Genomic DNA, 22,955 nt, shown 5'->3' with positions numbered 1-22,955 from the left:
GCAACCGTGCGACGCTTTCTGTGTCGGACATCGCACAGGCACACGGATCGCGAGTTTTGAACGCTCACCTTGTAACGCCACTCTCGAGATGCGGAACCCTGCTTGGATTCCGACCGCAAATTCCTGGCCGGTCCGGTTATGCGATCGGAGCAGGACCAGGCCGGTACGAACTCGCGCCTCGGGACACCGGCGCACCTTCGAGCACCTCACGGATTTTCCGCGACAGATCGGATTTCCGGTACGGCTTCCTGACAAGCACTATATCAGGATCGATTTGCCCACCGCCTGCGATTGCGCTCTCAATGTAGCCAGAGGTGTATAGGACATGCACACCCGGGCGCCGCTGCCGAACGGCTTCGGCCAATTGCCGGCCATTCATTCCTCCCCGCATGATCACGTCGGTAAACAGGAGATCGAAAGCCACGCCCTGATCGACCAGCGCGAGGGCCGCCGGCCCGTCGGCGACGGAAATGGTCCTATATCCCATGCTGCCAAGCTGGGCGATCACGTAACCAATCACAAGCGGATCGTCCTCGACGACCAGGATCGTCTCGTGAGCAGGCGCAAGCGCATCTGCATGCGCCGGCGCCGCCTTTACCGGCGCGGCTCCTTGAGCGCGCGGTAGATACAGTCTGATCGCGGTGCCGCGACCTTGCTCACTGTCGATCCTGACGATGCCTCCGCTCTGCTTGGCGAAGCCGTAGACCATGCTCAGTCCGAGGCCCGTGCCGCGGCCAATGCCCTTGGTCGTAAAGAACGGCTCGAACACACGCTCGCGGATATCAGACGGGATACCCTCTCCCGTGTCACTGACCGAAATCATCACGAAGTCTCCGGAATCCACCCCCCAGCCATTTGACGACTTCGCCTCATCGATGGTGACATTGGCGGTCTCGAGCGTGACCGTGCCGCCGCCGGGCATGGCATCTCGCGCATTTACGGCGAGATTGATCACAGCCGCCGAAAGCTGCGATTCATCGGCGAGTGCCAACCACCCATCCAGCGCCAGCGCCAGATCGAGCTCGATGTGCTCCCCTAGCGTGGGCCTGAGCAACCGCGCTGTTTCGATCAGGAGACTATTGACGTCGATCTTGCGCGGCTCCAGCGACTGCCGGCGCGCGAAAGTGAGAAGCTGGGATGTGATCTCGGCGCCGCGCGTCGCCGCATCGTCGATAAGCTGGCCGATGGCGGCGAGTTGTGGCCTATCCGCGACGCCTTCCTTGAGAATCTCGATCGTTCCGATAATCACAGTGAGTACGTTGTTGAAGTCGTGCGCCACACCACCTGTAAGCTGCCCGATGGCGTCCATCTTCTGCGATTGGCGCAACCGTTCTTCGGCCTCGTGCCGCCTGGTGAGGTCGGAGGTCGTTCCACGATAACCCATGAAGCCGCCGTCGGAGGCAAAGACGGGCCGGCCGTTGACCCTGACATAGCGCTGATGCCCGGCCACGTCGCGGCATGTATACTCGAAATTCCGAAAAGGCTCCTGTCGCTCCAGCGTCGCCATATGCTCACGCCATTTCTGCGACTGAGCCTCCTTGTCGGACGCTATGTCTAAACGGCGCCTTCCCATCAGCCTCGCCGGATCGATCCCGAAGTCACTCAACTGCTCCGATACATGGGTGAAAACGTGGTCCGGCCCGGTCTCCCAAAGCCAGTCGGAGGCGGTCTCGGCATAGTCCCGGAAACGCTGCTCGCTTTGCCGCAGAGCCTGCTCCGCCCGCTTGCGCTGGCCATTCTCCCGCAGCAGATCGGCGTGGAGCCGCGCGTTCTCCAACGCGATCGCCGCCTGCGCGGCAAAAAGCTTGAGCACCGGAATCCGCGCGGTCGCGAAAACGTGCGATGTCAACCTATTCTCGAGATAGAGTGCGCCAATGATCCTGGCGTGGTTGATCAGGGGCAAGCAGAGAATGGAACGAGCGCGCCCCTGACTGACATATGGGTCCGCGGCAAATGGAGCCTGGACCGCGGCATCGTCAATGATGGTGCACTCCCGGATTCGCATGACGTGTTGGAGCACCGATTCGGGCAGCTCCGCGGCCGATAATGCCAGGTCTCGCAGCGACACGCTCACCGCGTCGCCGCGGGCAGTGGCTTCCGCCCGGATGCGCGGCTCGGTGCCGCGCGATAGAACCAGCAGAGCTCGCTCGGCTCCTGGCTGCTCCATGGCCGTGCGCATCAGTGCGTCGATGAGTTCGTCCAGCACCTGATGCGAGCCTGTGAGTCGTCGAGATGGGACTGAACCAAGACCGGGCCCGCGCGACATCGCCTTCGATAGCGAAACCGAGCTGCCACTCGTCATGTCCGCACCTGTATCTATTTTGGAGTCCATACAATATTATATTGCATCCATACATTCAAAGGATGAGAGCCGAAATTGCATGGATTTGACTCCTGCAATTTCGGAGCCCTCAGGACCCCGCCATCGGTGCATCGTCCATGGAGGCCGACATCACGGCATGCAGTTCAATCGCCACCGAGGCGGGCCCGGCGCGCCAGCGCCTGATATTCGCTTGGGGTGACGCCGTAAGCTGCTTTGAATTTTCGCCCGAAGTGAGTGAGATCGGAGAATCCCCATCCGTATGCTATCTCGCTCACGGTGCGATGAGCCTGATCGGGATCCTCAAGCGCGTATCGGCACCGCGCCAGACGCCGGGTGAGCGCGAGTTGTTTTATCGACGTGTCTTGCGCCGACAAAAGTTCATTCGCATAGCGAACGCTGATGCCTACCGCGTCAGCCACGTCCTGTACGTGCAATTTCGAGTCGGTGAGCCTCGCCTCTATCGCCGCACGAATGCGAGCAAGCAAAATCGCCTTTGACGACGAAACACAAACAGTCCCGTCAAGAGTTCGAGCGATAGACAACGCAATCAGGTCCACCGCATGATTGCCCACCATTTCCTCCGTGACGGGCGCCATCTTCGCGGCGAGCGAAGGCAGCATTGCAGTGAGAGTCAGGGTCAAGCTGTCATCGACCCGGACCGGACGCACGAGGCGGGCGACAAGTTCCCGATTTCGACCGAAGCGGGCCCGCAACTCGAGCCGCGGCACCTTCACGACGAGCGTCTTTGAACCATCAAGGAATCTGCATTCATAGGGAAGCAATGGATCAATCAGCGTGAGGGTTCCCGCGCTCAGAGTCACTTCGCTCGCATTCTGTGCCATGAAGACGGAGCCAGAGACCTGATAGCAAACGAACAATTCGTCGGAACGCGTTCGAGCCGAGTGTGCCGGTGTGTGGCGCACCCTCATCGGGGAATTTTGAAACTGGACAAGCTCCAGATTACCCAGACCGCCCACCTCAATCGATGCGCCAAAGTTCAACCGATCCGCCGGGACCGTATCGTGCTCCACGATCCTCTTGCAAGCTACGCTATGCCAATAGTCAAACCGTTCGCGAGCGTGCACCTGATCGGTCGAGAAGACTGTCTGCACGTAGCAAATCCTTTACCGTGGTCTAGCCGATCAATGGCGCCGATTCGACCGAACGCTGATGTGGAGATCGGCTTATGCTCGGCCTATTAAAGTTTTGACATCAGGGCACTACCGAAGAAATACCGACAGAAAGTACCCACCGCAGCCCCGCAAAAATACGTGCACCGTGCAACGATGATGATGAACAGCTCAGATCTCGAAGGCACTCAGCAACAGCTGAAGGAAGAGCCGCATTCGATGGCTCCAGGGCAATCGACCAAAGCGGATCGCAAGAAGCGCAGAGCTCACACTTTCGGTTTTCCCCCGCTTCGCACTGAACCCAAAAGGGTCACGTTCAGTCATCCGCTCGAGGCGCAGTGCATCGCTCTTGATGAGTCATGGTCGACTGGTTGCCAAGTCTTAAGTGTCTGGGATGGTGGAGCGCGGCTGGCCACTGAGAATCCGAAAGACCTGACCAGTTTCTTTCTCATTTTCGTGTCCAGCCCGAAGCCGGTATTTCGACGATGTAAGCGGGTCTGGGTCCGCGGAAACCAACTTGAAGTCAGCTATGAACGGCAGCCGCCTTGCTTCGCACTGGAAAGGAATCCGCTCGATGAGGCACCCGCACGACTTCTCGATCAATGAAATCCTAGCCTCGAACTGGGATAAGCGACTCGCGGACGACATTGCGGCCGAATTGGAGCTGGCCTCGGGTGAGCCACGCACCAGCATTCCAGAGATCCGGCGCTTCTTCGCGATCAAGTCGTGCCGGAATTTGTTGGGTCGGCTCGAAAGCGCGCGGAACGGAAAATTGTCGTTTTCGGCACTCAGGGCAGTCGCCACTGAAATGCGCCGGTTTGCGGTCGAACACCCTGGACTCGCCGCAGCAACTTTTCGTGCACCTGTAACCGAATGCCCGGAATGGCGTCGGGCTTATCAAGAGCTCCAGGAGTTCATGGTCGCGGTGTTCGCTGATTGCAACCTCTATGGTCAAACAGGCGATGATGCTCTGCACATTCTCCGATGCCTGGCTCGCGGGTTTGCCCTGCACGAGTTCATGGGCTCATTCTCTCATACATATCCCTACGATGAAGCGTATGAGCTGGCACTGGATGTCTTTATCGCGGGTCTGCGTGTCGAGTACAAATGTTAGAGGCCCGTCGGCAGAATGCGATATTTCGCTCGCCATGCCCAATTGCTCGTCTGTTGCCCTAATCGGCCGAGCGAGCTGAAAATGGATGATGGCATCAGCGAAAACTCAATACGCCATTGATGGGCCACCAATGAGTCTCGACCGAAAGCTAGTCGTTATACGTTCGATTTCGACGCTTTCGAAGAACTGTCGGCTATGTGCATAGCTAACTTTATCTTATCGAATGCTCGTTGCTCTATTTGGCGGACACGCTCGCGGGACACTGCATATTCCGCCGCGAGTGTCTCCAGTGTTGGAGGCTCATCCGTCAACTGGCGCGCAGTGAAGATATGCTTGTGACGAGCCGATAGGCCGCGTCGCGATCACCCAGTTGGCGCCAGCGTCTCGCGAATTTGCGGGATTGCGCGAGCTGTAGGATCGGTTGGCCTGCAGCTTCAGCCCCATCGTTGCGGGACGCCCCCTTGCTTGGCGCTTTCCTCGGCAAGGATGGCGATGCGTGTGGCGCGCAGGGCGTCCTTCGTTGAAATTTGCAGGGGCGTTCCGCGAGCAAGATGATCGAAAACGAAGCCGGCAGGCGAGCCGCCGGAGGGAAGGTCGACCTCACGTTTCGGTCGTGTTGCTGTTTCGACGAGAAGCCTGTTCTCGGCGAAGAGAACGTCGGCTCGTCCGCGGGTACCCGATATCCGCATGGCATAGTCGCCATGGCGGGGAGAAGCTTCGGGCTGGATCCAGTCGACTTCGATCGAAAATTGCGGGCCGTTGTCGCAGGCGAGGATGGCGCGTCCCAGAGCGGGGAAGTTCGTCGTGCCGGCCGCCGGGGTGGGCGAGATCCAGCCGTTGATCGTCCCGCTGGTATATCCCGTCAGCCAAAGCGACAGGTCAATGTCGTGGACCGTCAGGTCGGCGAGAATGCCGCCATAGGTGGACGGTTCGAACATCCACGCCGGACGACGGCTCGGAACCAGTTTGTGCGGCCCGGTCGAGCTGATCGAGACGATGTCGCCCAGCTCGCCGCTGTCGAGAACCGAGCGCAGCGCGAGCGTCACGGGATAAAAGCGCTTCTCGAGCAGAAGCGTCAGCAACTCGCGCCCAGCCAGGGCGTCCTCGATCAGCGCGAGCTGCGGAAGCGTCACCGCCATCGGCTTGTCGACGATCGCAAAAATATCCCGGCGCAGCAGTTCGGCGACAACAGGAGCTCTGAGACCGAACTCGTTGAAAACAGCCACGGCCTCGACCTTGTGCGCGTCCAAAAGTGCGATCGGGTCGACGTAGCCGGGCGCCTGCGTGCGTCGCTCGAGCTCGGCAAGGCGCGCGGCGTCGTGATCGGCGACCGCCGCGATCCTGACATCGGACCTGACGGCGATCTCCGAGAGCACGTATTCGACGTGCGGATGGGCCGCACCTATGATCGCGATATCGAGCGTTGAAGAGGCTTTGCCGGCCATCGGGCTACACCAGCGGCGAGATGTCGTTGGGGGTGACGGCCCGGCCTTCCGCGGCCGAGCGATAGATGGCGGTGACCACGCGCGTCGCCTCGAACCCATCCCTGAACGGAACGGCGGGCGCCCGTCGGTCCCGGACCGCCGCGGCAAAGTCACGCCATTGCGCGATATGCCCCTCGATGCCGATGGCCTTGGGATCGTTGGCGGCGCTTCCCGGTCCCGTCGCGCTCTCCGGCTGCGCGACACCAGGGAAATCCCAACGCACGATGTTGTCGTGCGCGAGCTCGCAGCTGCCGCGATCCGTGAACAGGCGCAGCATGGCGGGTCGTCCCGGCGGAAGCGCCGTGCTCGTCACGATCACGCCCAGGGTGCCGGATGCGAAGGAAAGCAAGGCCGCCGTCGTGTCCTCGATCGCGTGTGCGTGTCCGAGTGTCGCCGTCTTGCCTTGAACGCTCGCCACCGGTCCGAACAGCCAAAGCATCAGGTCTAGATTGTGGACGCCCTGGTTGAAGAGCGAGCCGCCGCCGTGACCGGCTTCAACGCGCCATGGCTTCTCCGCATAATAGGCGTCGGAGCGATACCAGTGGATCGCCGCTTCGATCAGGCGCGGCTGTCCGAGGCGACCCTCGTCGAGCAGCTTCTTGATCGCCTGGTGTTGTGGTTCAAGCCGGCGCTGCGAGACCACGCCGCAAGTCAGCCGCGAGCTTTCGGCAGCACGGACCAGCGATGCGGCTTCAGTCGGATCGACGCAAAGCGGCTTCTCGACGAGCACATGTCGCCCGGACTTGATGGCCGCGAGGGCAGCGTCGTGATGCGCCCCGCTGGGGGTGCAGATCACGACCGCGTCGATCTCTGCACCGGCGAGCATGGCATCGGTGGTCGCAAATGTCGGAACAGGTTCGCCGTCGATGCACGCGGCGATCTGATCGGGCGTGCCGCCAGCGACGGCGGCCAGGACAGTCTCGTCGAGTGCCCTGATTGCGCGGGCGTGGATTTCTCCGATAGCGCCTGGACCGACCAACCCGATGCGTAGTTGGCTCATCTCAATTCCTCAAGGCTTGTTAGGAAAAGGCTTGTTAGGAAAAGGCTTGGCCGGAAAGGGTTGACCGGCAACAAAGGTGGTCTCGGGGATGATGGACCCATCATCGCCGAGACGAAATCGAAGCAGATCGGCGGGTGCTCCCACGGTCAGAGCTGGCAGGCCGAATGGTGCGCGGGGATTGATCGTCGCCAGCCGCAATGCCTCGGCCAGCGTCAATCCAGCCATTCGTTTCGCCGTCGCGATCCCGAACGCCAGGCTGGCCGCCGCTCCCGCCAGAAACGGTGTGCCCATCACTTCCAGCCGGCCGTTCGCCTTCAGCTCCACGCGTCCTCCCACAGGCATGTCGTAGATCGCCGGCGGACATCCTGCGAGCGCGACGGCGTCCGAAACGAGCATGGATCGCTCAAGGCCCTTTGCGCGCAGCATGGCCTTGAAGGTCTCGGACGGAAGATGGTGGCCATCGGCGATAAAGCTCGCCCGGAGCCTGCTTTCCGCCAATTGCGTCCAGATCGGGTTCGGATGCCGCGGCAGCTGCGCTGCGATGCCGTTGCCGAGATGCGTCGACAAGATGGCACCGGCCTCGGCTGCGGCGGAGATCTCGGCCGGCGTGGCGTTGGTGTGGCCAAGCGCAACATGAACGTTGCGCGAGCGAAGCCCCCGCACATAGTCTGATGTCTCCGGCCAGTGCGGTGACAAGGTCACGAGGCCAACGAGGTTTCCGCAGGCCGCTTGCCAGGCGTCGAACTCATCGAGATCGGGCGGCCTGACATGTTCGGCGGGATGCGCGCCGCGCGGACCATCCTCGGCCGCGATATGGGGTCCTTCAACATGGACGAAGGGGATCGCGTGCCTGACCAGCGGATCGCTGTCGCGCGCCTGCGCGATCGCCTTCAAGGCATCGATGAGCGCAGCGCGCGAAGCCGTGATCAGCGTCGGCGCAAAGCGCGATACGCCGCTGCCATGGACGGCCAAAGCGAGATCGCGAACCGTCTGCGGATCGGTGCCGCCGTTGAGGTCGTGGCCGCCAAAGCCGTTCAGTTGCAAATCGAACAGTCCGAGCGACAACCAATGCCCGTCGTCCCGACCGCCGGGAGCGATGCCCGAAATACGGCCATTCGCAACGGTGATCGTATGAGGTTTCCCGGTCTCGGGGTCGCGGCCCGAGACTGATGTCGTCACGCTGCTCATGCGCGTGCCGGCGCTTGCAGCCGTGGCGGTGCGGAATCGCGGTCGAGATACAGCGTGCATCGCGGATGCGTCCGCAATGCGCTGGCAGGACAGGCCGCGCCGATCGGACCGTACAGGGATTGTTCGACCGCGGCTCGCTTGGTCGCACCGGGCACCACACAAAAGAGCTGACGAGCATCCAGCAGCCGGGGGATCGTCAACGTAATCGCGTGGGTCGGGACGTCGTCCAGCGTCGCAAAGCACTTGTCGTCGACCTGCTGCCGACGGCAGATCGCATCGAGCTCGACGACCTTGACCTGCTTCGCGTCATGCAGATCCGCGACGGGTGGATCGTTGAACGCCAGATGCCCGTTGACGCCGATGCCGAGGCACACGATGTCGATGGGGGCCTCGGCCAGAAGCGCCGCATAGCGCGCCGTTTCGCGGTCCGCATCCGGCTCTTGTCCGATCACGTGGACGGCGCCCAAGGGAATGCGCGAGAAGAAATGACGGGTCAGCCAGGCGCCGAAGCGCTCTGGCGCGTGCGAGGGAAGCCCGAGATATTCGTCCATGTGGAAGGCGGTGACGCCTCGCCAATCGATATCGCGCTCGCTGGCAAGCGCATCCAGCATCTCTGCCTGGCTTGGAGCGGCGGCGAACACCATCCTCACGCGATGTTGCCGCGCGAGGCGGTCGCGCAACGCGGCAGCGATATCGTGCGCGGCAGCCCGGCCCATCGCGTCCCGCGTCTCTGATGTCGCGATCCTTGTTACCGCGATTTCCGGAGCGCCCGAAGCCGTCATGTTGATCCGTGGTTCTCGTCGGGGCCTGTCAGTCCGTGGGATCAAGGATGTAATGCAATCGGTTGCATGTCAAGCTTGCGCCCCGACGGCGATTCAAGGCATGTGTAGCTTCCGAGACCCCGCACAGGAGACGCCCCGGGTGAAACGCGATGGCAGGGAGCAGCGCTCGGGGATCGCGCCGACCATAAGCCAGGTCGCGAAAGTCTCCGGGGTCTCGCGCGCGACCGTATCGCGCGCCTTCACGCGACCGGGCATGCTGAGCGAGGAGACCGTCCGGCGCGTCAAGGCGGTCGCTGACAAGCTCGGCTATGTCCCCAACCAGGTGGCTCGCGCACTCTCGACCGGTCGGCACGGCAACGTCGCGCTCATCGTCTCCGACGTTGCGAACCCGTTCTTTCCGCCGATGATCAGGGCCGCCCAGCTTCATGCCGACAAGGCTGGACTCTGTGTTTTTCTCGGTAATTCGGACGAGGATCCCGCCCGCGAGGAATTGCTGCTCGGTCGTTTCATCGGGCAGGTCGAGGGCCTCGTTCTCGCCTCTTCGCGGTTGGACGAAGCGCAAATTCGGATCTATGCGGCGCGCCGGCCACTGGTGCTGATCAATCGCGATATCGAGGGAATTACGCGGGTCTTGATCGACACGGCGCCCGGCGTTGAAGCGGCGATCGCGCATCTGGCCGAACTCGGGCATCGGCACATCGCCTATGTCAGCGGCCCCACCACGTCATGGTCCAACCAGCAACGGCGCAATGCGGTCCGGAAGGAGGCGGCGAAACGCGGGCTCAAGGTGATCGCCATTCCGGCGCGTCCGCCATCCTACGGCACCGGCCGTCTCGCAGCCGCGCCCATTGTCGCAAGCGGAGTGACCGCAGCGATTGCGTTCGACGACCTCGTTGCCCAGGGCCTGCTGGCGGGGCTAGCGGCCCTCGACGTCGATGTGCCCAGATCATTCAGCGTGGTCGGCTGCGATGATGTGCTCGGTGAGACCACTTACCCGCCGCTCACCACAGTCTCGGCGCGCTGCGCCGACGCAGGCGACGTTGCGGTCGGCCTCCTGCTGAGCCAGATGAATGGCGGCGCATCGGGCGAGATCCGCCACAAGCTCAACTCTCATCTCGTCGTTCGCGCGAGCACGGGTCCGGCGCCCGCAAGGCGGAAAAGCCGCTGAGGATTTGGTCACAAGCCTTCCAAAGCGGCAACGGATCGCAATTGACACGCAACCGGTTGCATGACAGCTTTTGGCTGGAATTTAGAAAGTTCTGGGAGCGGGGACATGGCCTTCATTGCGAAATCCGTCTGGCTGTCAGCGGCCAGGTTGCTGGCGGTGGCTGTCGCCGTGCCAATGCTGGCCTCGTCGGCGTCGGCGGAGAAGCTGACCATCTGGAGCGGCTGGCCTGACCTCGCGCCGTTCTACAAGCGTGTCGGAGATCAGCTGAAGGCGAAGTATCCCGATCTCGAAATCAGCGTCGAAGCCATCGCCTTGCGTGAGCATGAGAAGCGGCTGGCGCTATCGCTTCCTTCAGGCGCGGCAGGTGACGTGATCGAGATGGAGGTCGAGGCGGCGCGCTATCTGGAGGCGGGCCTCATTCCGGAGCCGCCGGCCTCGATCGTCGATTTCGTCAAAGCCAATTACGACATGACGCGCGTGAAGACCGCCTCCTACGACGGCAAGATCTACGGCGTTCCGTTGTTCCAGGGGCAGGGCGCGCTGTTCTACAACACCGACATGTTTGCCAAGGCCGGGCTCACGGCGCCGCCCAAGACGATGGCAGAGTACACGGCCTATGCGCAGAAGCTGGTGCAGCGCGATGCCTCCGGCGCGCCGACGGTCAGCGGCTGGAGTCTTCGCCTCAGCGGCGGCGGCTCCGGGATCGCCGAGAAGTACTGGACGATCCTCTATAATTTCGGCGGAACGCTGCTTGAGGAAAAGGGCGGGAAGTGGCGCGCGGCCTATGCAAGCGAAGCCGGCCGCAATGCGCTCAAGCTATATCTCGACAACGTCGTGGCCTATCGGACGGTGTCGCCCGAGATGAAGGCAGATGCCGAGGCCTTCGAGCTCGGTCAGACCGCGATGTTCATCCGCGAGTCCTGGGTGATCGGCGACGTTGCCAAGAAGGCGCCTGGCCTCAAATATGCGACGGCCCCGTTGCCGAAGGGAACACTGATGGTCCCCGTCGACCTTTACGTCCCCAACAAGGGACCGAAGAGCCAGATCGCCTGGGATTTCGTTCAGAAGGCCAACGCGCCGGAGAATCTGCTGTGGCTGGTCGAGAACATGGCGTGGGTACCCAATCGCAAGGGGCTCGACTACTCCGCCGTCATCAGCAAGATCCCTCAGCTCGGCGCGTTCGTGAACACCCCCGCCGACTACGTCTTCTTCACAGTTCCCGCGATCAGTCCGGCCAGCGAAATTCTCACGCGGCTGGCGGCGCGGCTCGAGAAGGCCTTCACCGATAAATCGCTGGTTGGAAACGATGCCGCCATCGACGCTTTCCTGAAATCGGCGGCGGAGGAGAGCGACAAGATCCTTGCCCGGGAAGATCTGCTGGCCAAGTAAGATCGCATTTGCAGGCCAGCCGGCGGCCGCCTCCGGGAGAGTCCATGCGTAGCACGCCGAAATGGCTGTTTCCGGTTCTGGCGCTGCTCCCGGTTCTCGGCCTCTATGCTTGCCTGCGCGTCTATCCGATCGCCGAGACGCTGCGTCTCAGCCTGTTCAAATGGAACATCATCTCGCGGCGCAAGCCGTTCGTCGGGCTCGACAACTTTGTCGAGCTGGCGAGCGATCCGCTGTTTCTTGAAGCGATCTTCAATACCACCGTGGTCGCCTTCGGCGTTCTGCTCATCACCATTCCTGTCGGGCTCGGGCTCGCAGCCCTGATCAACAGCCGGCAGGGACTGCGGCGCAGCGGCTTCTACGAGACCTCGATCTTCCTGCCGCATGTCGTGTCGCTGGTGCCAGCGGCGATGGCCTGGAAATGGATTTTCGATGCGCGGCTTGGGCCACTCAACGCCTTCATCGGGTGGTTTGGAATCCCGGCCCAGTCCTGGTTGTTTGATCCCGTCCTGTCGGTGGTGTGCTTGATCGTTCTCTGCTCCTGGCAGGCGATCGGCTACGCCGTGCTGATCTTTCTCGTCGGATTGAAGAACGTTCCGGGGGCGCTCTACGAGGCCGCGCGCCTCGACGGCGCATCCTCGTTCCAGGCCTTCCGCTACGTTGCGATCCCGCTGTTGAAGCCGGTGATGCTGTACGTATCGGTGATCACGCTGATCTCGTCTTACAACATCTATGCGCAGGCCTTCGTCCTGGCCTCGGACGTTCAGGGGGCGCCGGGACATCTGGTTCGCGTGCTCGTCCTCGACATGCTCGAAAACAGCTTTCGAAACTACCGGGTCGGCTATGCCGCAGCCGAAGCCGTGGTCCTTCTCGTGATCGTGCTTGTCCTGACGGGGGCGCAATTCAGGCTTTTTCGGGACCGGAGCCGCGCATGAGCGATCCAGACCATCCCTCCAGCGATGTTGACCGCAACACGCCTGCCGGCCTCACCACCGACGTTGTTCTGTTCGCCGTCGGCTTCATGATGCTGCTGCCGCTGGTCTTCCTGGTCAGCAACGCATTCAAGACGCCGCCGGAACTGCTGGCCTGGCCGCCGACGATCATTCCAGACCGGCCGACGCTGGAGAACATTCTCGGCGTGCTGCATGAAACGCCGCTGCTGCGCTGGATTGGCAATACGCTGATCTTTGCCGGGATTTCGACGGTCAGCATCGTCGCCACCTCTGCGATCGCCGGCTACGTGCTCGGCAAGTTCGATCTGAAGTGGTTCCCGGCCGTCTTCGGTGTCATTATCGCGACATCGGTCGTGCCCTTCGAAGTCTACATGATCCCGCTCTACCTGAACGTTCAGGCTGCAGGGATGCTGAACACGCTGCCCGGACTCCTTGTCGGCTATCTCGTCATGAGCTTCGGCATCTTCCTGGTGCGGCAATATGTGACGACATCGATCCCCGACGAACTGCTGGAGGCCGCGCGGGTGGACGGGGCAGGCGAGGGCTGGATCTTTCTGCGGATCGTGCTGCCGCTGATGCGGGGGCCTTTGGGGGCGCTGGCCGTGTTGGCGTTCTTCCAGGCCTGGACTGCGTTCGCATGGCCGCTCGTCGTGACGACCAACAAGGATACGTATACGCTCGAAGTCGGGCTGGCGCTGTTTCAGACCGGCTTCACCGTGGATATCGGTCATCTCAGCGCGGCCGCGGCGCTCGCCCTCGTGCCCAGCGCGCTGTTCTTCTCGCTGATGCGCCGAAATTTCGTGCGTGGCGTGGCCGGGACCGGTCTGAAGGAATGATCGCCGCGTTCGATTGAGCGATCGAAGGAGCGCAGAGGACGTGATTGAACAGGAATACGACACCATCATCATCGGCGGAGGTTCCGCCGGAGCGACGCTGGCCGCGCGCCTGAGCGAAGACCCGTCGCATCGCGTTTTGCTGCTCGAAGCAGGGCAAGACCTCCGCACCGCGACCACACCGGAGCATATTCGCATTCCCAACCCGATGCGCGCCATCGGTGACGACGACTTCCGCTGGCCGAAGCTGCTGGCGCGACGCACCGAGCGGCAGCAGCCGCTGCTGCTCTGGCGTGGCCGCGCCATGGGCGGCAGCTCGACCATCAATGGCCAGATCGCGATCCGCGCCGTCCCTGACGACATCGACCGCTGGGCGGCCGCGGGCTGCACGGGCTGGTCGTGGGACGAGTTGCTGCCGTATTTTTGCAAGCTCGAGACGGACAAGAATTTCCCAGACGCACCCTATCACGGCGATCACGGTCCGATTCCGGTGTATCGCGCGCCAATCCCGGACTGGGGCAATGTCGACCGGGCGCTACGTGCGTCGGCACTCGGCCTCGGCTATGGCTGGTGCGAGGATCACAACGCCCCCGTAGGTACCGGCGTCTCGCCCTACGCCATCAACAGCGAGGGTGGCTTACGCATCTCCACCAATGACGGCTATCTTGAGCCGGCGCGCGGTCGCGCCAATCTTGACATCGTCGGTCACGCCCTGGTCGACACCATCACCTTCGAGGGCAATCGGCTGCACGCCAGCGGCGTGCTGGTTCGCGTGAACGGCCGATCCTACACGCCTCGTGCGACGCGTGATGTTATCCTCTGCGCCGGTGCCATCCATTCGCCGGCCATCCTGCAGCGCTCCGGCATCGGGCCTGCCGCGCTGCTGGAGAGGCTCGGCATTCCCATCCGTGCGGACTTGCCGGCCGGCGAGAATTTGCTGGACCATCCGATCGTCAACGCACTGCTGCATTTGCGCGAAGGCAGCCAGGTCAGCACGCTGATGCATCGGCACACCAATTGCTGCCTGCGCTACTCGTCCGGTCTCGCCGACGCCGGTGACAACGACATGATCATGATCGCCGGCAATCTTGCCCGATCTCGGCAATCGATGACGGAAGTGACGCTCGGGCGGATCGCCGTTTCCGTCTATCAGTCCTTCAGCCAGGGCCACGTCCGGATCGTCTCGACCGACCCCGAGGTCGATCCTGAAGTCGAGGAGCGCATGCTCTCCGACCCCCGCGATCTCGTGCGCATGCGCGACGGCGTCCGCCGGCTGCGCGATATATGTTTGCAGCCTGCGGTCACCGATATCGCTGACCGCGTCGACTATGGCGCCAGCGGACGTTCGATGGACGAGCCGCTCAGCAATGCGGAGCTGGATGACTGGCTGTTCGCCGAATGCAGCGACGCCCAGCACGCGAGCGGCACCTGCAGAATGGGCGTCCCGGACGACCCGCATTCGGTCGTTGATCCCGAATGCCGGGTGATCGGATGCACGGGCTTGCGCGTGATCGATGCCTCGGTCATGCCGGAAGTCCCACGCGCCAACACGCATCTGACCACCGTTGCCATCGCCGAGCGCATGGCAGACCGCTTGACGTGTGCGAGGTAAGAGTAGGAAGTGCAGCGTCGCATGACGCTTTCGGCCGTTTCTCGGCGTCACCACCGCGGCACCGCCAGGATGGGCGCCGTGGATGATCCCATGGCCGTCGTGTCGGAGGATCTGCGGGTCCGCGGCATCGATGGTCTCCGCGTCGCCGACGCATCGATCATGCCGCGCCTCGTCTCGGGCAACACCATTGCGCTAACCATGATGATCGGCGAGCGTGCGGCCCGCCTTATTCTGGGGAAGGAAGCCGCTGCCTAGCAGGCCTCGGCATTCCTCAAAGAATATTTTCCTCGCACCGATGAGTTCCGCCCGGATCGTCGGTCATTGTCGTGTGGGAGACCGGCATGGCTCCCCGAACCCGAGGCATACACCAAATGCACGACGCAGACTTAGCGAAACGTGACAATCTGAAGGCGATCGAGCAAACCATTCTGGACTACATTGAAGGCTTCTATGAGGGCGATGCCGCGCGCATGGACAGCGCGCTCCATCCTGAACTGGCCAAGCGCATCGCCCGTCGCGATCCTGAATCGGGTCGCAGCTACCTCGCCGAAATGAGCGCGCTCGCCCTCACGCAGCTGACCCGGCAGAAAGCCGATCGTCCGACACCCCCAGCCGAGCGTCAGCGGGAGATCGTCGTGTTCGACATCTTCGAGAATTCCGCCAGCGCCAGAATGACCGCATCGACATGGATGGATTATCTGCACCTGTCGCGCCTCAACGGCCGCTGGGTGATCGTCAACGTGTTGTGGGAAATGAAGGCTGGCCGGCCGTTCAAACCGTTTTGGTAACGGCGCAGGCGGAGCCGGAACCCGTAAAAAATCCATGAAGCACCGATGAGTCTTCCCTGGGTCGCTGGTCTTAGGTGTCAGAAGGGCACGCAGCCGACCATCAGGACAGGGACTCATGAAGCTCACCGGACGTACCATTCTCATCACCGGAGGCTCCGCCGGCATCGGCCTTGCCTTCGCCTTGGAATTCATGGAATTGGGCAATCAGGTTATTATTACGGGGCGACGTCAGGGCATCCTCGACCAGGTCAAGTTGAGATATCCAAAGCTTCACACGATCCAGAGCGATGTGGCGAACCCGGTCGAGATCTCGACCCTTGCAGCGCGAGTGAGGGCAGAGTTTCCAAAGCTCGACGTGCTGATGAACAATGCGGGGATCAGTCACTACAAGAATCTCAAGGCGACCGCCTCAGATCTTGCCGGCCTGACGACTGAATTGAACGTCAATGTCGGCGGCGTCATTCGCATGACTTCCGCGTTCATTGATATCCTCAAGGCCAACAAGGGCTCGCTGATTAATGTGTCATCGGCCCTGGCGTTCGTGCCGCTGCCCTGCATCCCGATCTACTGCGCGACCAAGGCGGCCATTCACTCCTACACCCTGTCGCTTCGCTTTCAGCTTCAGGAAACGGGCGTAGACGTTATCGAGCTGATGCCTCCTGCCGTGAAGACCGACATGACCGCGGACCTTCCGGAGGGCGACGGCATCATCTTGATCACGACCCAGGAGCTGGTGAAACAATCCTTCAAGGCGCTCAAGGCCGGCTCGCTCGAAATTCGGCCGGGGCAGTCCAGCCAATTGGCCTTGATGAGTCGGCTGGCTCCGAACTTCATCAACGGGCAGTTGTGGAAAGCCGCCAGGAAGCTTGTGCCCGTCGGGGCAGGCTAGCTCGTGCTCGCGGTCTTAACGCGCAATAGACGTCGGATATGGGAGAAGACACATGGAATCCCTGACAGGCAAGAACGTCGTCGTGATCGGCGGTAGCCGCGGGGTTGGACGAAAAATCGCGGAAGCCGCATTCAGTCGCGGGGCCAATGTGCTCGCGGTGGCGCGCCAGATGGAGGCGCTCCGGCGATTGGCCGAGGAGATCGCTGGTATCGACATCTTGTCGCTTGATGCGACGGAGCTTGATGCGCCTGCCAAGGTGTTCGCAACCATGCAGCCAGATGTTCTGGTCGTGTGTGGTGGCTTGTTGCCGATTGCCCGGCCACTCCAGAAGCAGAGCTGGGAAGAATTCTCGGGCAACTGGGAGGTTGACGTCAAAATCGCGTTCAACTTCTTCAAGGCGTCGCTCTCCGGTCCACTGGCGCCCGGTACAACCATCGTGCTGGTCTCCAGCGGCGCCGCCCTGGCCGGATCACCGCTTACAGGGGGCTATGCGGGCGCCAAGCGGACCCAGCTGTTCATGGCAAACTACAGCCAGAAGGAATCCGATCGCCTGGGTCTGGGCTTGCGATTTGTATCGGTCGCGCCGCGCATCATCGTGGATACCGAGCTTGGGCAACGCGCTGTTTCGGCGTACGCCAGCCATCTCGGGGTGACGGAGGCCGACTTCGTTCGAAGCATGGCGGCGCCGCCGAAATCGTCAGACGCCGCCAACGCGGTGATCGATCTTGTGACGAAGCCTGACCAGTTCAAGGAGCATGTCTTCATTGTCTCGGGGAGGGGGCTCGAGGCCGTGCTTTCATGAGGAGGGCGACCCTTGAAGCAAGCGCTCTGACGGTTACATGGTGGCAATGACCGCGACCGAAACGCATCATCCGTTTGATAGTCTGGATCGATCGAGCAAGACGTTTGAGCGAATGGCGGAGCCGTTCCGCAGCGAGCTCAAACTGCATTGCTACCGGATGATGGGATCGCTGCACGAAGCGGAAGATCTGGTGCAGGATACGTTTCTTCGGGCCTGGCGGAGTTTTGCCAGCTTCGAAGGTCGCGGGTCGTTTCGTGGGTGGCTCTATCAGATCGCGACGAACGCCTGTCTCAATGCCATCGCCAGCCGAAAGTACAGGCAGCGCTTCCTGCCGGACTTGCGCTTTCCAGCTTCGGCTCAGCTGCCGGATGGAACGCCGGCGAATGACGTGGAATGGCTTGAGCCCTATCCGGATTCTGATATGGCCGGAATTCTCGACGAGACCCAGAATCCGGAAGCCCACTACGCCGCGCGCGAGGCCGTGCAACTGGCCTTCGTTGCCGCCATCCAGCAGCTGCCGCCGCGGCAGCGCGCGGCGCTCTTGTTGTGCGATGTGCTCGGTTGGGGCGTGGCGGAGGCCGCAACCCTGCTCGGAGGCTCCACGGCGTCGATCAACAGCGTCCTGCAGCGAGCACGCGCGACGATGGCAAAGAGCCATCGTGACGACGGATCATCGACAGTTTCAACGCCGGGGCCTGCGCAGCAAGAGCTGCTCAAGCGTTACCTCAATGCGTGGGAGGAGCTTGATATCGACAAGTTTGTCGCCCTCTTGAAGGAGGATGCGACCTACACCATGCCGCCGCTGGGTCAGTGGTACGTCGGGCGCGACTCCATTCGAACCTTTTTCGAATGGGCCTGGAAAGACTATGGCGGCTATCGATTGTTACCGGTGGCTGCGAACGGTCAGCCCGCGTTCGCTGCCTATTTTCGCTCGCGCGCAGAGCTGGATGCGCCCTTGGCCGCGCACTCGATCCATGTGCTCACGCTCGCTGAAAGCGGCGTTTCGGCCTTGACCCTGTTCGTGCGACCCGACGCGCCACGAATATTCCGGGCCTTCGGACTTCCGCTCACGATTGCCGATGACATCAGCCACTAGAGCTCTGAAATCCACTTCAATCCCACGACCCAAAGCTCGTGGCCGCGGTGAAGCAGGCTCTCGTTGGTCGCCCGGAAGCCGGCCGGGCCAGCGCCGATCCCGACCTCCTCGGTCACGACCCGGCAATTGCCGGCCTCGGGCTTCAGCAGCCAGGTATGATAGAATTCCGGCGCTTTCCCCGGCACGTTCCCGAACCAGCCCAGCCGTTCGTTGACCACGAATTCGCGGACCGAACTCTCGACCTCGATCCCGAATGTTCGCCAGCGAAACTTGCCCTGGCTCGTGATGAGCTTGGCGTCATCAGTGAGCGTGACCTCCTTCGAGTTGGGGTACCAGTCGGGCCATTGGCGGACATCGACGATCTTGCTCCAGACCTTCTCGCACGCCGCGTTGATGACGGTTTCGTTGTGGGCGAACAGGTCGGCCTTAACAGGCGTGAATCCGTCCGGCCAATGAATATCGCCTGACCGTGCGGCGAAATCCTTTTCCATGGTGCGAATCGCCGATGCCTCTTCCGCTCCTGCCGGCCAAGACATCGCAAGGACGGCCGTCGACAGCGCCAGCGCCATCATGCGAGGGCGTGCGAAGGCATTTGCGGTGAGCGTCCACATTGTTGGTCGTCCTTTCGTTGATGGCGTCATGCGCGGAGTGTCCGCGCCGTACCCATCGAACGATAGGCGGTCCCTGATTGCTGCGTACAGCGCATTTGTTGTATGATGCTCATTCACAAAAATCAGGAATGAGCGGACATGGATGGACGTCTTTTGCCGGGCGCGACGGTCCTCGTGAGCGTCGTTGAGGCCGGTACGATCGTCAGGGCCGCCGGCAGTCTCAATCTGACCGCATCGGCCGTGAGCCGCGCTGTTGCACGACTGGAGGAGCGCGTCGGTGTAAGGCTGCTGGACAGGACGACACGATCACTTTCGCTGACGGATGAAGGACGCAACTTCTATGAAGCGGTCAAGCCGCATCTTGCCGCCATCGAGGAAGCCGCGCTGACCGCATCGGGGACGACGAGCGCGGTCCGGGGACGGCTTCGCGTCAATATCGAGCCGTTCCTGGCGAGAGTCATTCTCGCCAGGCGCATGCCGGAGTTTCTCGAGAAATATCCAAAAGTGAACCTCGAACTTCTGATGCGCGAGTCGCTCGGGGACCTCGTGACGGACGGATTCGACCTGGCTCTCAAATGCGGTGATCCGCCCCCGACGACATTCATCGCCCGGAAGATCTTGGAGACGCGCGTCATCACCGTAGCATCTCCGAAATACATTGCGAGGTTCGGGAAGCCCCGGAGCCCCGCCGATCTGCAGAAGCACACCTGCATTACGCTTTGGGACTGGGCCAGCCGAAGGCCGTATCGATGGGAGCTTCGCAAGGGACGTCGCGTCGTGGAAGCGACACCCTCGACGCGGTTTCTGGTCTCCGATGTCGGCGCGATGATCGAAGCCTGTGTCGCGGGCACCGGGATCGCGCAGATCCTCGCGCTCGGCAACCGCAACCTGATCAAGAGCGGCGCTCTGGTCGAGTTGTTCCCGGAATGGTCGGACGAGCGGTTTCCCGTGTACGTCGTGCATCCGTCGCGCCGGCATCAGCCGGCCAAGGTCAAGGCATTCATCGATTTTGCGACGAAGAGCATCAGGCAAGCTGCGAAGTAGCGATGGAGGCGGTCCAGCCGCGCGTTGCCTGCCCCCGCGGCCCGTAAACACGCCTTGTTTTGCTTAATGTTGCTGGTTTCCTCGCGCATACGCCGTGCGCGCGGCGTTATGTGCCTTGCCGGCTCAATCAAACTCAATCCACGGAAACAGTACAGCAATCTCAAGGCCACACCGTGGCCACAGCTTTCCCGTTTCAGAGCAGTTCAGGTGCTCTTGAGGTGTGGAATGTCGTTTTTGCGGGCCTGGCTTATCGCGGTAGTGGTGTGCGGCGTGTCGATGGCAGGTTCAGTTTCGTTGCTGTTGCCGCAGCCGGCCGCGGCGCAGGCCACGGATGCGATCGTGGTCGAGGGCAATCGCCGGGTCGAGGCCGAGACGGTCCGCTCCTACTTCAAGGCCGACGCGAGCGGCTATTTCGACCAAGGGGCGATCGATGACGGCCTCAAGGCGCTGATCGAGACCGGCTTGTTTCAGGATGTGAAAGTCAGCAGGGCCGGCGGCCGCATCATCGTGTCGGTGGTGGAAAACGCCGTGATCGGCCGCATTGCCTTCGAAGGCAACAAGAAGATCAAGGACGAGCAGCTTTCGGCTGAAATCCAGTCCAAGTCGCGCGGAACGTTCTCGCGGGCGATGGTGCAGTCCGACACGCTGCGGATCGCGGAGATCTACCGCCGCTCGGGCCGCTACGACGTGCGCGTCACGCCCGAGGTGATCGAGCAGCCGAACAACCGCGTCGATCTCGTCTTCACGATCGAGGAGGGTGCCAAGACCGGCGTCAAGTCGATCGAGTTCATTGGCAACAGCGCCTTTTCGGCTGCCCGCCTGCGCGATGTCATCAAGACGCATGAATCCAACCTGCTGAGCTTTCTCAGCAGCGGCGACGTCTACGATCCGGATCGTGTCGAATCCGACCGCGACCTGATCCGCCGCTTCTACCTGAAGAACGGCTTTGCCGATGCGCAGGTCGTGGCTGCACTGACCGAATATGATCCGGACAAGAAGGGTTTTCTCGTCAGCTTCAAGATCGAGGAAGGGCAGCAATACCGGGTCGGGACCGTCGATTTCCGCTCCAGCATCGCCAATTTCGACGCGAGATCGCTGCGCAGCTTGTCGCGGGTCAATATCGGCTCGCTCTATAATGTCGAACTGGTCGAGAAGTCTGTCGAGGAGATGCAGATCGAGGCCTCACGCCGCGGCTATGCCTTCGCCGTCGTGCGGCCGAGCGGGGATCGCAATTTCGAAGCGCACACCGTCTCGGTCATCTTCAACGTCGACGAAGGTCCGCGCACCTATATCGAGCGCATCACCCTGCACGGCAATACGCGCACGCGCGACTATGTCATCCGGCGCGAATTCGACATCGCCGAGGGCGATGCCTATAACCGTGCACTGGTCGACCGCGCCGAGCGGCGGCTGAAGAATCTCGACTACTTCAAGACCGTGAAGATCACGACGGAGCCGGGCTCGTCCAGCGACCGCGTGATCCTGATCGTCGACATGGAGGAAAAGTCGACCGGCGATTTCTCGGTCTCGGGCGGCTACTCCACGACGGACGGCGCGCTGGCCGAAGTCTCGGTCTCCGAGCGCAACCTGCTTGGCAAAGGTCTCTTTGCCAAGGCATCGGTCACCTACGGCCAATACTCGCGCGGGGTCTCGCTGTCCTTCGTCGAGCCCTATTTGCTCGACTACCGGATTGCGCTCGGATTCGACACCTACTATCGCCAGCAATTGTCGAACAGCTATACGAGTTATGGCGTGACGACGCTCGGCTTCTCGCCGCGCCTGGGCTTCGCGTTGCGCGAGGACCTGTCGCTCCAGCTCCGCTACTCGCTCTATCAGCAGAGCATCTCGCTCGCGAGCGCCTACAACAATTGCAACAACAACGCAGCCAACACGTCGCTGGCGTTCAACCCGACGCCGGCCTACATCCAGAGCGTTCTGGGCGGGGTCGATCCGACCAACTCGGCGAGTTCAAGTTACTACGGTTATGGCTGCTACGCTGACGGCGAATCGAGCTTGCCGGTCCGCAAGGAACTGGCGAACGGCCGGACCTTGACCTCGGCGGTGGGTTACACGCTGACCTACAACACGCTCGACAATACCAAGAACCCGACCGGCGGCCTGCTGGTCGACTTCAAGCAGGATTTCGCCGGGGTCGGCGGCGACGTCACCTATCTGAAGACGGCGCTGGACACCAAATACTACACGCCGCTGGTGTCCGAGATCATCAGTGTGATCCATCTGCAGGGTGGCGTTCTCAACAAGATCGGCAACAACGATCTGCGCATGCTGGATCATTTCCAGATGGGCCCGAATCTCGTGCGCGGCTTCGCCTCCAACGGCATCGGCCCGCGCGACATCACCTATGCAGGCTACGGCGCGACCGGCGATGCGCTGGGCGGCACCAACTATTGGGGCGCGTCCATGGAGCTGCAGATGCCGTTCTGGTTCCTGCCCAAGGAGGTCGGCCTGAAAGGCGCCGTCTATGCCGATGCGGGTTCCCTCTGGGATTACCAGGGGCCGACCTCGTGGGCGGCGACGGGCGAGGTCAACACCAAGGCCTGCCCGACCTGCGGCCTGCAATATGACGACAGCAGAGTGGTGCGCTCGTCGGTCGGTGTCGGCCTGATCTGGGCGTCGCCATTCGGACCGCTGCGCTTCGACTACGCGGTGCCGCTGACAAAGGGCAAATACGACGTCGTCCAGCAGTTCAGGTTCGGCGGCGGCACGTCGTTCTAGGGCATGATCCGGAAAA

20 protein-coding genes and 1 pseudogene are annotated in these 22,955 nt (G+C 62.0%); 13 read left to right on the top strand and 8 right to left on the bottom strand.

Features of this window, described 5'->3' with window-relative positions:
• Positions 1 to 136: 136 nt before the first annotated feature.
• Both M2427_RS21465 and M2427_RS21460 read right to left on the bottom strand, forming a co-directional pair.
• Positions 137 to 2,206, bottom strand: a complete 2,070-nt coding sequence (locus M2427_RS21465; protein ID WP_280708620.1) for an ATP-binding protein — start codon at positions 2,204 to 2,206, stop codon at positions 137 to 139.
• A 260-nt stretch (positions 2,207 to 2,466) separates the two neighbouring features.
• Entirely contained in the window at positions 2,467 to 3,435 is a 969-nt protein-coding gene (locus tag M2427_RS21460; protein ID WP_280708619.1) for a helix-turn-helix domain-containing protein, read from the bottom strand.
• Between the two features lie 535 nt (positions 3,436 to 3,970).
• On the opposite strand from M2427_RS21460, the gene M2427_RS21455 reads away from it, so the two are divergent.
• Positions 3,971 to 4,567: a TetR-like C-terminal domain-containing protein gene (locus M2427_RS21455; RefSeq protein ID WP_280708617.1), complete on the top strand. Its 597-nt coding sequence runs from the start codon at positions 3,971 to 3,973 to the stop codon at positions 4,565 to 4,567.
• Between the two features lie 155 nt (positions 4,568 to 4,722).
• Here M2427_RS21455 and M2427_RS21450 read toward each other — a convergent pair.
• From M2427_RS21450 to M2427_RS21430, 5 genes and pseudogenes are all read right to left on the bottom strand, one after another.
• Positions 4,723 to 4,920 (bottom strand): annotated as a pseudogene (locus tag M2427_RS21450) (sigma factor-like helix-turn-helix DNA-binding protein); the annotation flags it as partial.
• 81 nt (positions 4,921 to 5,001) lie between these two features.
• The gene (locus tag M2427_RS21445; protein ID WP_280708615.1) at positions 5,002 to 6,012 is read right to left on the bottom strand and encodes a Gfo/Idh/MocA family oxidoreductase; all 1,011 of its coding nucleotides are present in this window, start codon (positions 6,010 to 6,012) and stop codon (positions 5,002 to 5,004) included.
• Positions 6,013 to 6,016: 4 nt separating this feature from the next.
• Positions 6,017 to 7,051 carry a Gfo/Idh/MocA family oxidoreductase gene (locus tag M2427_RS21440; protein WP_280708614.1) on the bottom strand — a complete coding sequence of 345 codons (1,035 nt, stop codon included), beginning with the start codon at positions 7,049 to 7,051 and terminating at the stop codon, positions 6,017 to 6,019.
• Between the two features lie 9 nt (positions 7,052 to 7,060).
• Positions 7,061 to 8,239 (bottom strand): amidohydrolase family protein, encoded by a 1,179-nt coding sequence (locus M2427_RS21435; protein ID WP_280708613.1) that lies wholly within the window; start codon positions 8,237 to 8,239, stop codon positions 7,061 to 7,063.
• Complete coding sequence (locus M2427_RS21430; RefSeq protein WP_280708840.1) at positions 8,236 to 8,955, bottom strand: glucosamine-6-phosphate deaminase; 720 nt, start codon at positions 8,953 to 8,955, stop codon at positions 8,236 to 8,238. The genes M2427_RS21435 and M2427_RS21430 overlap by 4 nt, the downstream gene beginning before the upstream one ends.
• 205 nt (positions 8,956 to 9,160) lie before the next feature.
• On the opposite strand from M2427_RS21430, the gene M2427_RS21425 reads away from it, so the two are divergent.
• The 10 genes from M2427_RS21425 (at position 9,161) to M2427_RS21380 (ending at position 18,548) form a co-directional block, all read left to right on the top strand.
• A complete protein-coding gene (locus M2427_RS21425) occupies positions 9,161 to 10,189 on the top strand; it encodes a LacI family DNA-binding transcriptional regulator (RefSeq protein ID WP_280708612.1) in 1,029 nt (342 codons plus the stop codon).
• A gap of 105 nt (positions 10,190 to 10,294) precedes the next feature.
• The gene (locus tag M2427_RS21420; RefSeq protein ID WP_280708611.1) at positions 10,295 to 11,578 is read left to right on the top strand and encodes an extracellular solute-binding protein; all 1,284 of its coding nucleotides are present in this window, start codon (positions 10,295 to 10,297) and stop codon (positions 11,576 to 11,578) included.
• Positions 11,579 to 11,622: 44 nt separating this feature from the next.
• Positions 11,623 to 12,510, top strand: coding sequence for a sugar ABC transporter permease (locus M2427_RS21415; protein WP_280708610.1), 888 nt, complete (start codon positions 11,623 to 11,625; stop codon positions 12,508 to 12,510).
• The gene (locus tag M2427_RS21410) at positions 12,507 to 13,364 is read left to right on the top strand and encodes a carbohydrate ABC transporter permease (protein ID WP_280708609.1); all 858 of its coding nucleotides are present in this window, start codon (positions 12,507 to 12,509) and stop codon (positions 13,362 to 13,364) included. Before M2427_RS21415 ends, M2427_RS21410 begins: the two co-directional genes overlap by 4 nt.
• A gap of 40 nt (positions 13,365 to 13,404) precedes the next feature.
• Positions 13,405 to 14,973, top strand: coding sequence for a GMC family oxidoreductase N-terminal domain-containing protein (locus M2427_RS21405; RefSeq protein ID WP_280708608.1), 1,569 nt, complete (start codon positions 13,405 to 13,407; stop codon positions 14,971 to 14,973).
• Positions 14,974 to 14,982: 9 nt separating this feature from the next.
• On the top strand, positions 14,983 to 15,228 hold the full coding sequence (locus M2427_RS21400) for a GMC oxidoreductase (RefSeq protein WP_280708607.1): 246 nt from the start codon (positions 14,983 to 14,985) through the stop codon (positions 15,226 to 15,228).
• A 116-nt stretch (positions 15,229 to 15,344) separates the two neighbouring features.
• Complete coding sequence (locus tag M2427_RS21395) at positions 15,345 to 15,761, top strand: nuclear transport factor 2 family protein (RefSeq protein WP_280708606.1); 417 nt, start codon at positions 15,345 to 15,347, stop codon at positions 15,759 to 15,761.
• Between the two features lie 115 nt (positions 15,762 to 15,876).
• Entirely contained in the window at positions 15,877 to 16,650 is a 774-nt protein-coding gene (locus M2427_RS21390) for an SDR family NAD(P)-dependent oxidoreductase (RefSeq protein WP_280708605.1), read from the top strand.
• Positions 16,651 to 16,732: 82 nt separating this feature from the next.
• Complete coding sequence (locus M2427_RS21385) at positions 16,733 to 17,452, top strand: SDR family oxidoreductase (RefSeq protein WP_280708604.1); 720 nt, start codon at positions 16,733 to 16,735, stop codon at positions 17,450 to 17,452.
• A 46-nt stretch (positions 17,453 to 17,498) separates the two neighbouring features.
• Entirely contained in the window at positions 17,499 to 18,548 is a 1,050-nt protein-coding gene (locus M2427_RS21380) for a sigma-70 family RNA polymerase sigma factor (RefSeq protein WP_280708602.1), read from the top strand.
• Here M2427_RS21380 and M2427_RS21375 read toward each other — a convergent pair.
• The gene (locus M2427_RS21375) at positions 18,545 to 19,159 is read right to left on the bottom strand and encodes an SRPBCC family protein (protein WP_280708601.1); all 615 of its coding nucleotides are present in this window, start codon (positions 19,157 to 19,159) and stop codon (positions 18,545 to 18,547) included. The two genes, M2427_RS21380 and M2427_RS21375, sit on opposite strands and share 4 nt — an antisense overlap.
• A gap of 138 nt (positions 19,160 to 19,297) precedes the next feature.
• Here M2427_RS21375 and M2427_RS21370 point away from each other — a divergent pair, with 138 nt between their 5' ends.
• Positions 19,298 to 20,203, top strand: a complete 906-nt coding sequence (locus M2427_RS21370; RefSeq protein ID WP_280708600.1) for a LysR family transcriptional regulator — start codon at positions 19,298 to 19,300, stop codon at positions 20,201 to 20,203.
• Positions 20,204 to 20,428: 225 nt separating this feature from the next.
• Positions 20,429 to 22,939 (top strand): outer membrane protein assembly factor BamA, encoded by a 2,511-nt coding sequence (gene bamA / locus M2427_RS21365; protein WP_280708599.1) that lies wholly within the window; start codon positions 20,429 to 20,431, stop codon positions 22,937 to 22,939.
• The last annotated feature ends 16 nt before the right edge of the window (positions 22,940 to 22,955 follow it).

The organism is Bradyrhizobium sp. BR13661 (assembly GCF_029892425.1).
Lineage (GTDB): Bacteria > Pseudomonadota > Alphaproteobacteria > Rhizobiales > Xanthobacteraceae > Bradyrhizobium.
Note: the sequence above shows the minus strand (reverse complement) of the source record. Positions and strands in the feature narration are given on the sequence as shown.

Coding starts and splice junctions, on each gene's coding strand:
- M2427_RS21445 (WP_280708615.1), bottom strand. CDS start 6,012: ATGGCCGGCAAAGCCTCTTCAACGCTCGATATCGCGATCATAGGTGCG.
- M2427_RS21440 (WP_280708614.1), bottom strand. CDS start 7,051: ATGAGCCAACTACGCATCGGGTTGGTCGGTCCAGGCGCTATCGGAGAA.
- M2427_RS21435 (WP_280708613.1), bottom strand. CDS start 8,239: ATGAGCAGCGTGACGACATCAGTCTCGGGCCGCGACCCCGAGACCGGG.
- M2427_RS21430 (WP_280708840.1), bottom strand. CDS start 8,955: ATGGGCCGGGCTGCCGCGCACGATATCGCTGCCGCGTTGCGCGACCGC.
- M2427_RS21420 (WP_280708611.1), top strand. CDS start 10,295: ATGGCCTTCATTGCGAAATCCGTCTGGCTGTCAGCGGCCAGGTTGCTG.
- M2427_RS21415 (WP_280708610.1), top strand. CDS start 11,623: ATGCGTAGCACGCCGAAATGGCTGTTTCCGGTTCTGGCGCTGCTCCCG.
- M2427_RS21410 (WP_280708609.1), top strand. CDS start 12,507: ATGAGCGATCCAGACCATCCCTCCAGCGATGTTGACCGCAACACGCCT.
- M2427_RS21395 (WP_280708606.1), top strand. CDS start 15,345: ATGCACGACGCAGACTTAGCGAAACGTGACAATCTGAAGGCGATCGAG.
- M2427_RS21390 (WP_280708605.1), top strand. CDS start 15,877: ATGAAGCTCACCGGACGTACCATTCTCATCACCGGAGGCTCCGCCGGC.
- M2427_RS21380 (WP_280708602.1), top strand. CDS start 17,499: ATGACCGCGACCGAAACGCATCATCCGTTTGATAGTCTGGATCGATCG.
- M2427_RS21375 (WP_280708601.1), bottom strand. CDS start 19,159: ATGTGGACGCTCACCGCAAATGCCTTCGCACGCCCTCGCATGATGGCG.
- M2427_RS21370 (WP_280708600.1), top strand. CDS start 19,298: ATGGATGGACGTCTTTTGCCGGGCGCGACGGTCCTCGTGAGCGTCGTT.
- bamA (WP_280708599.1), top strand. CDS start 20,429: ATGTCGTTTTTGCGGGCCTGGCTTATCGCGGTAGTGGTGTGCGGCGTG.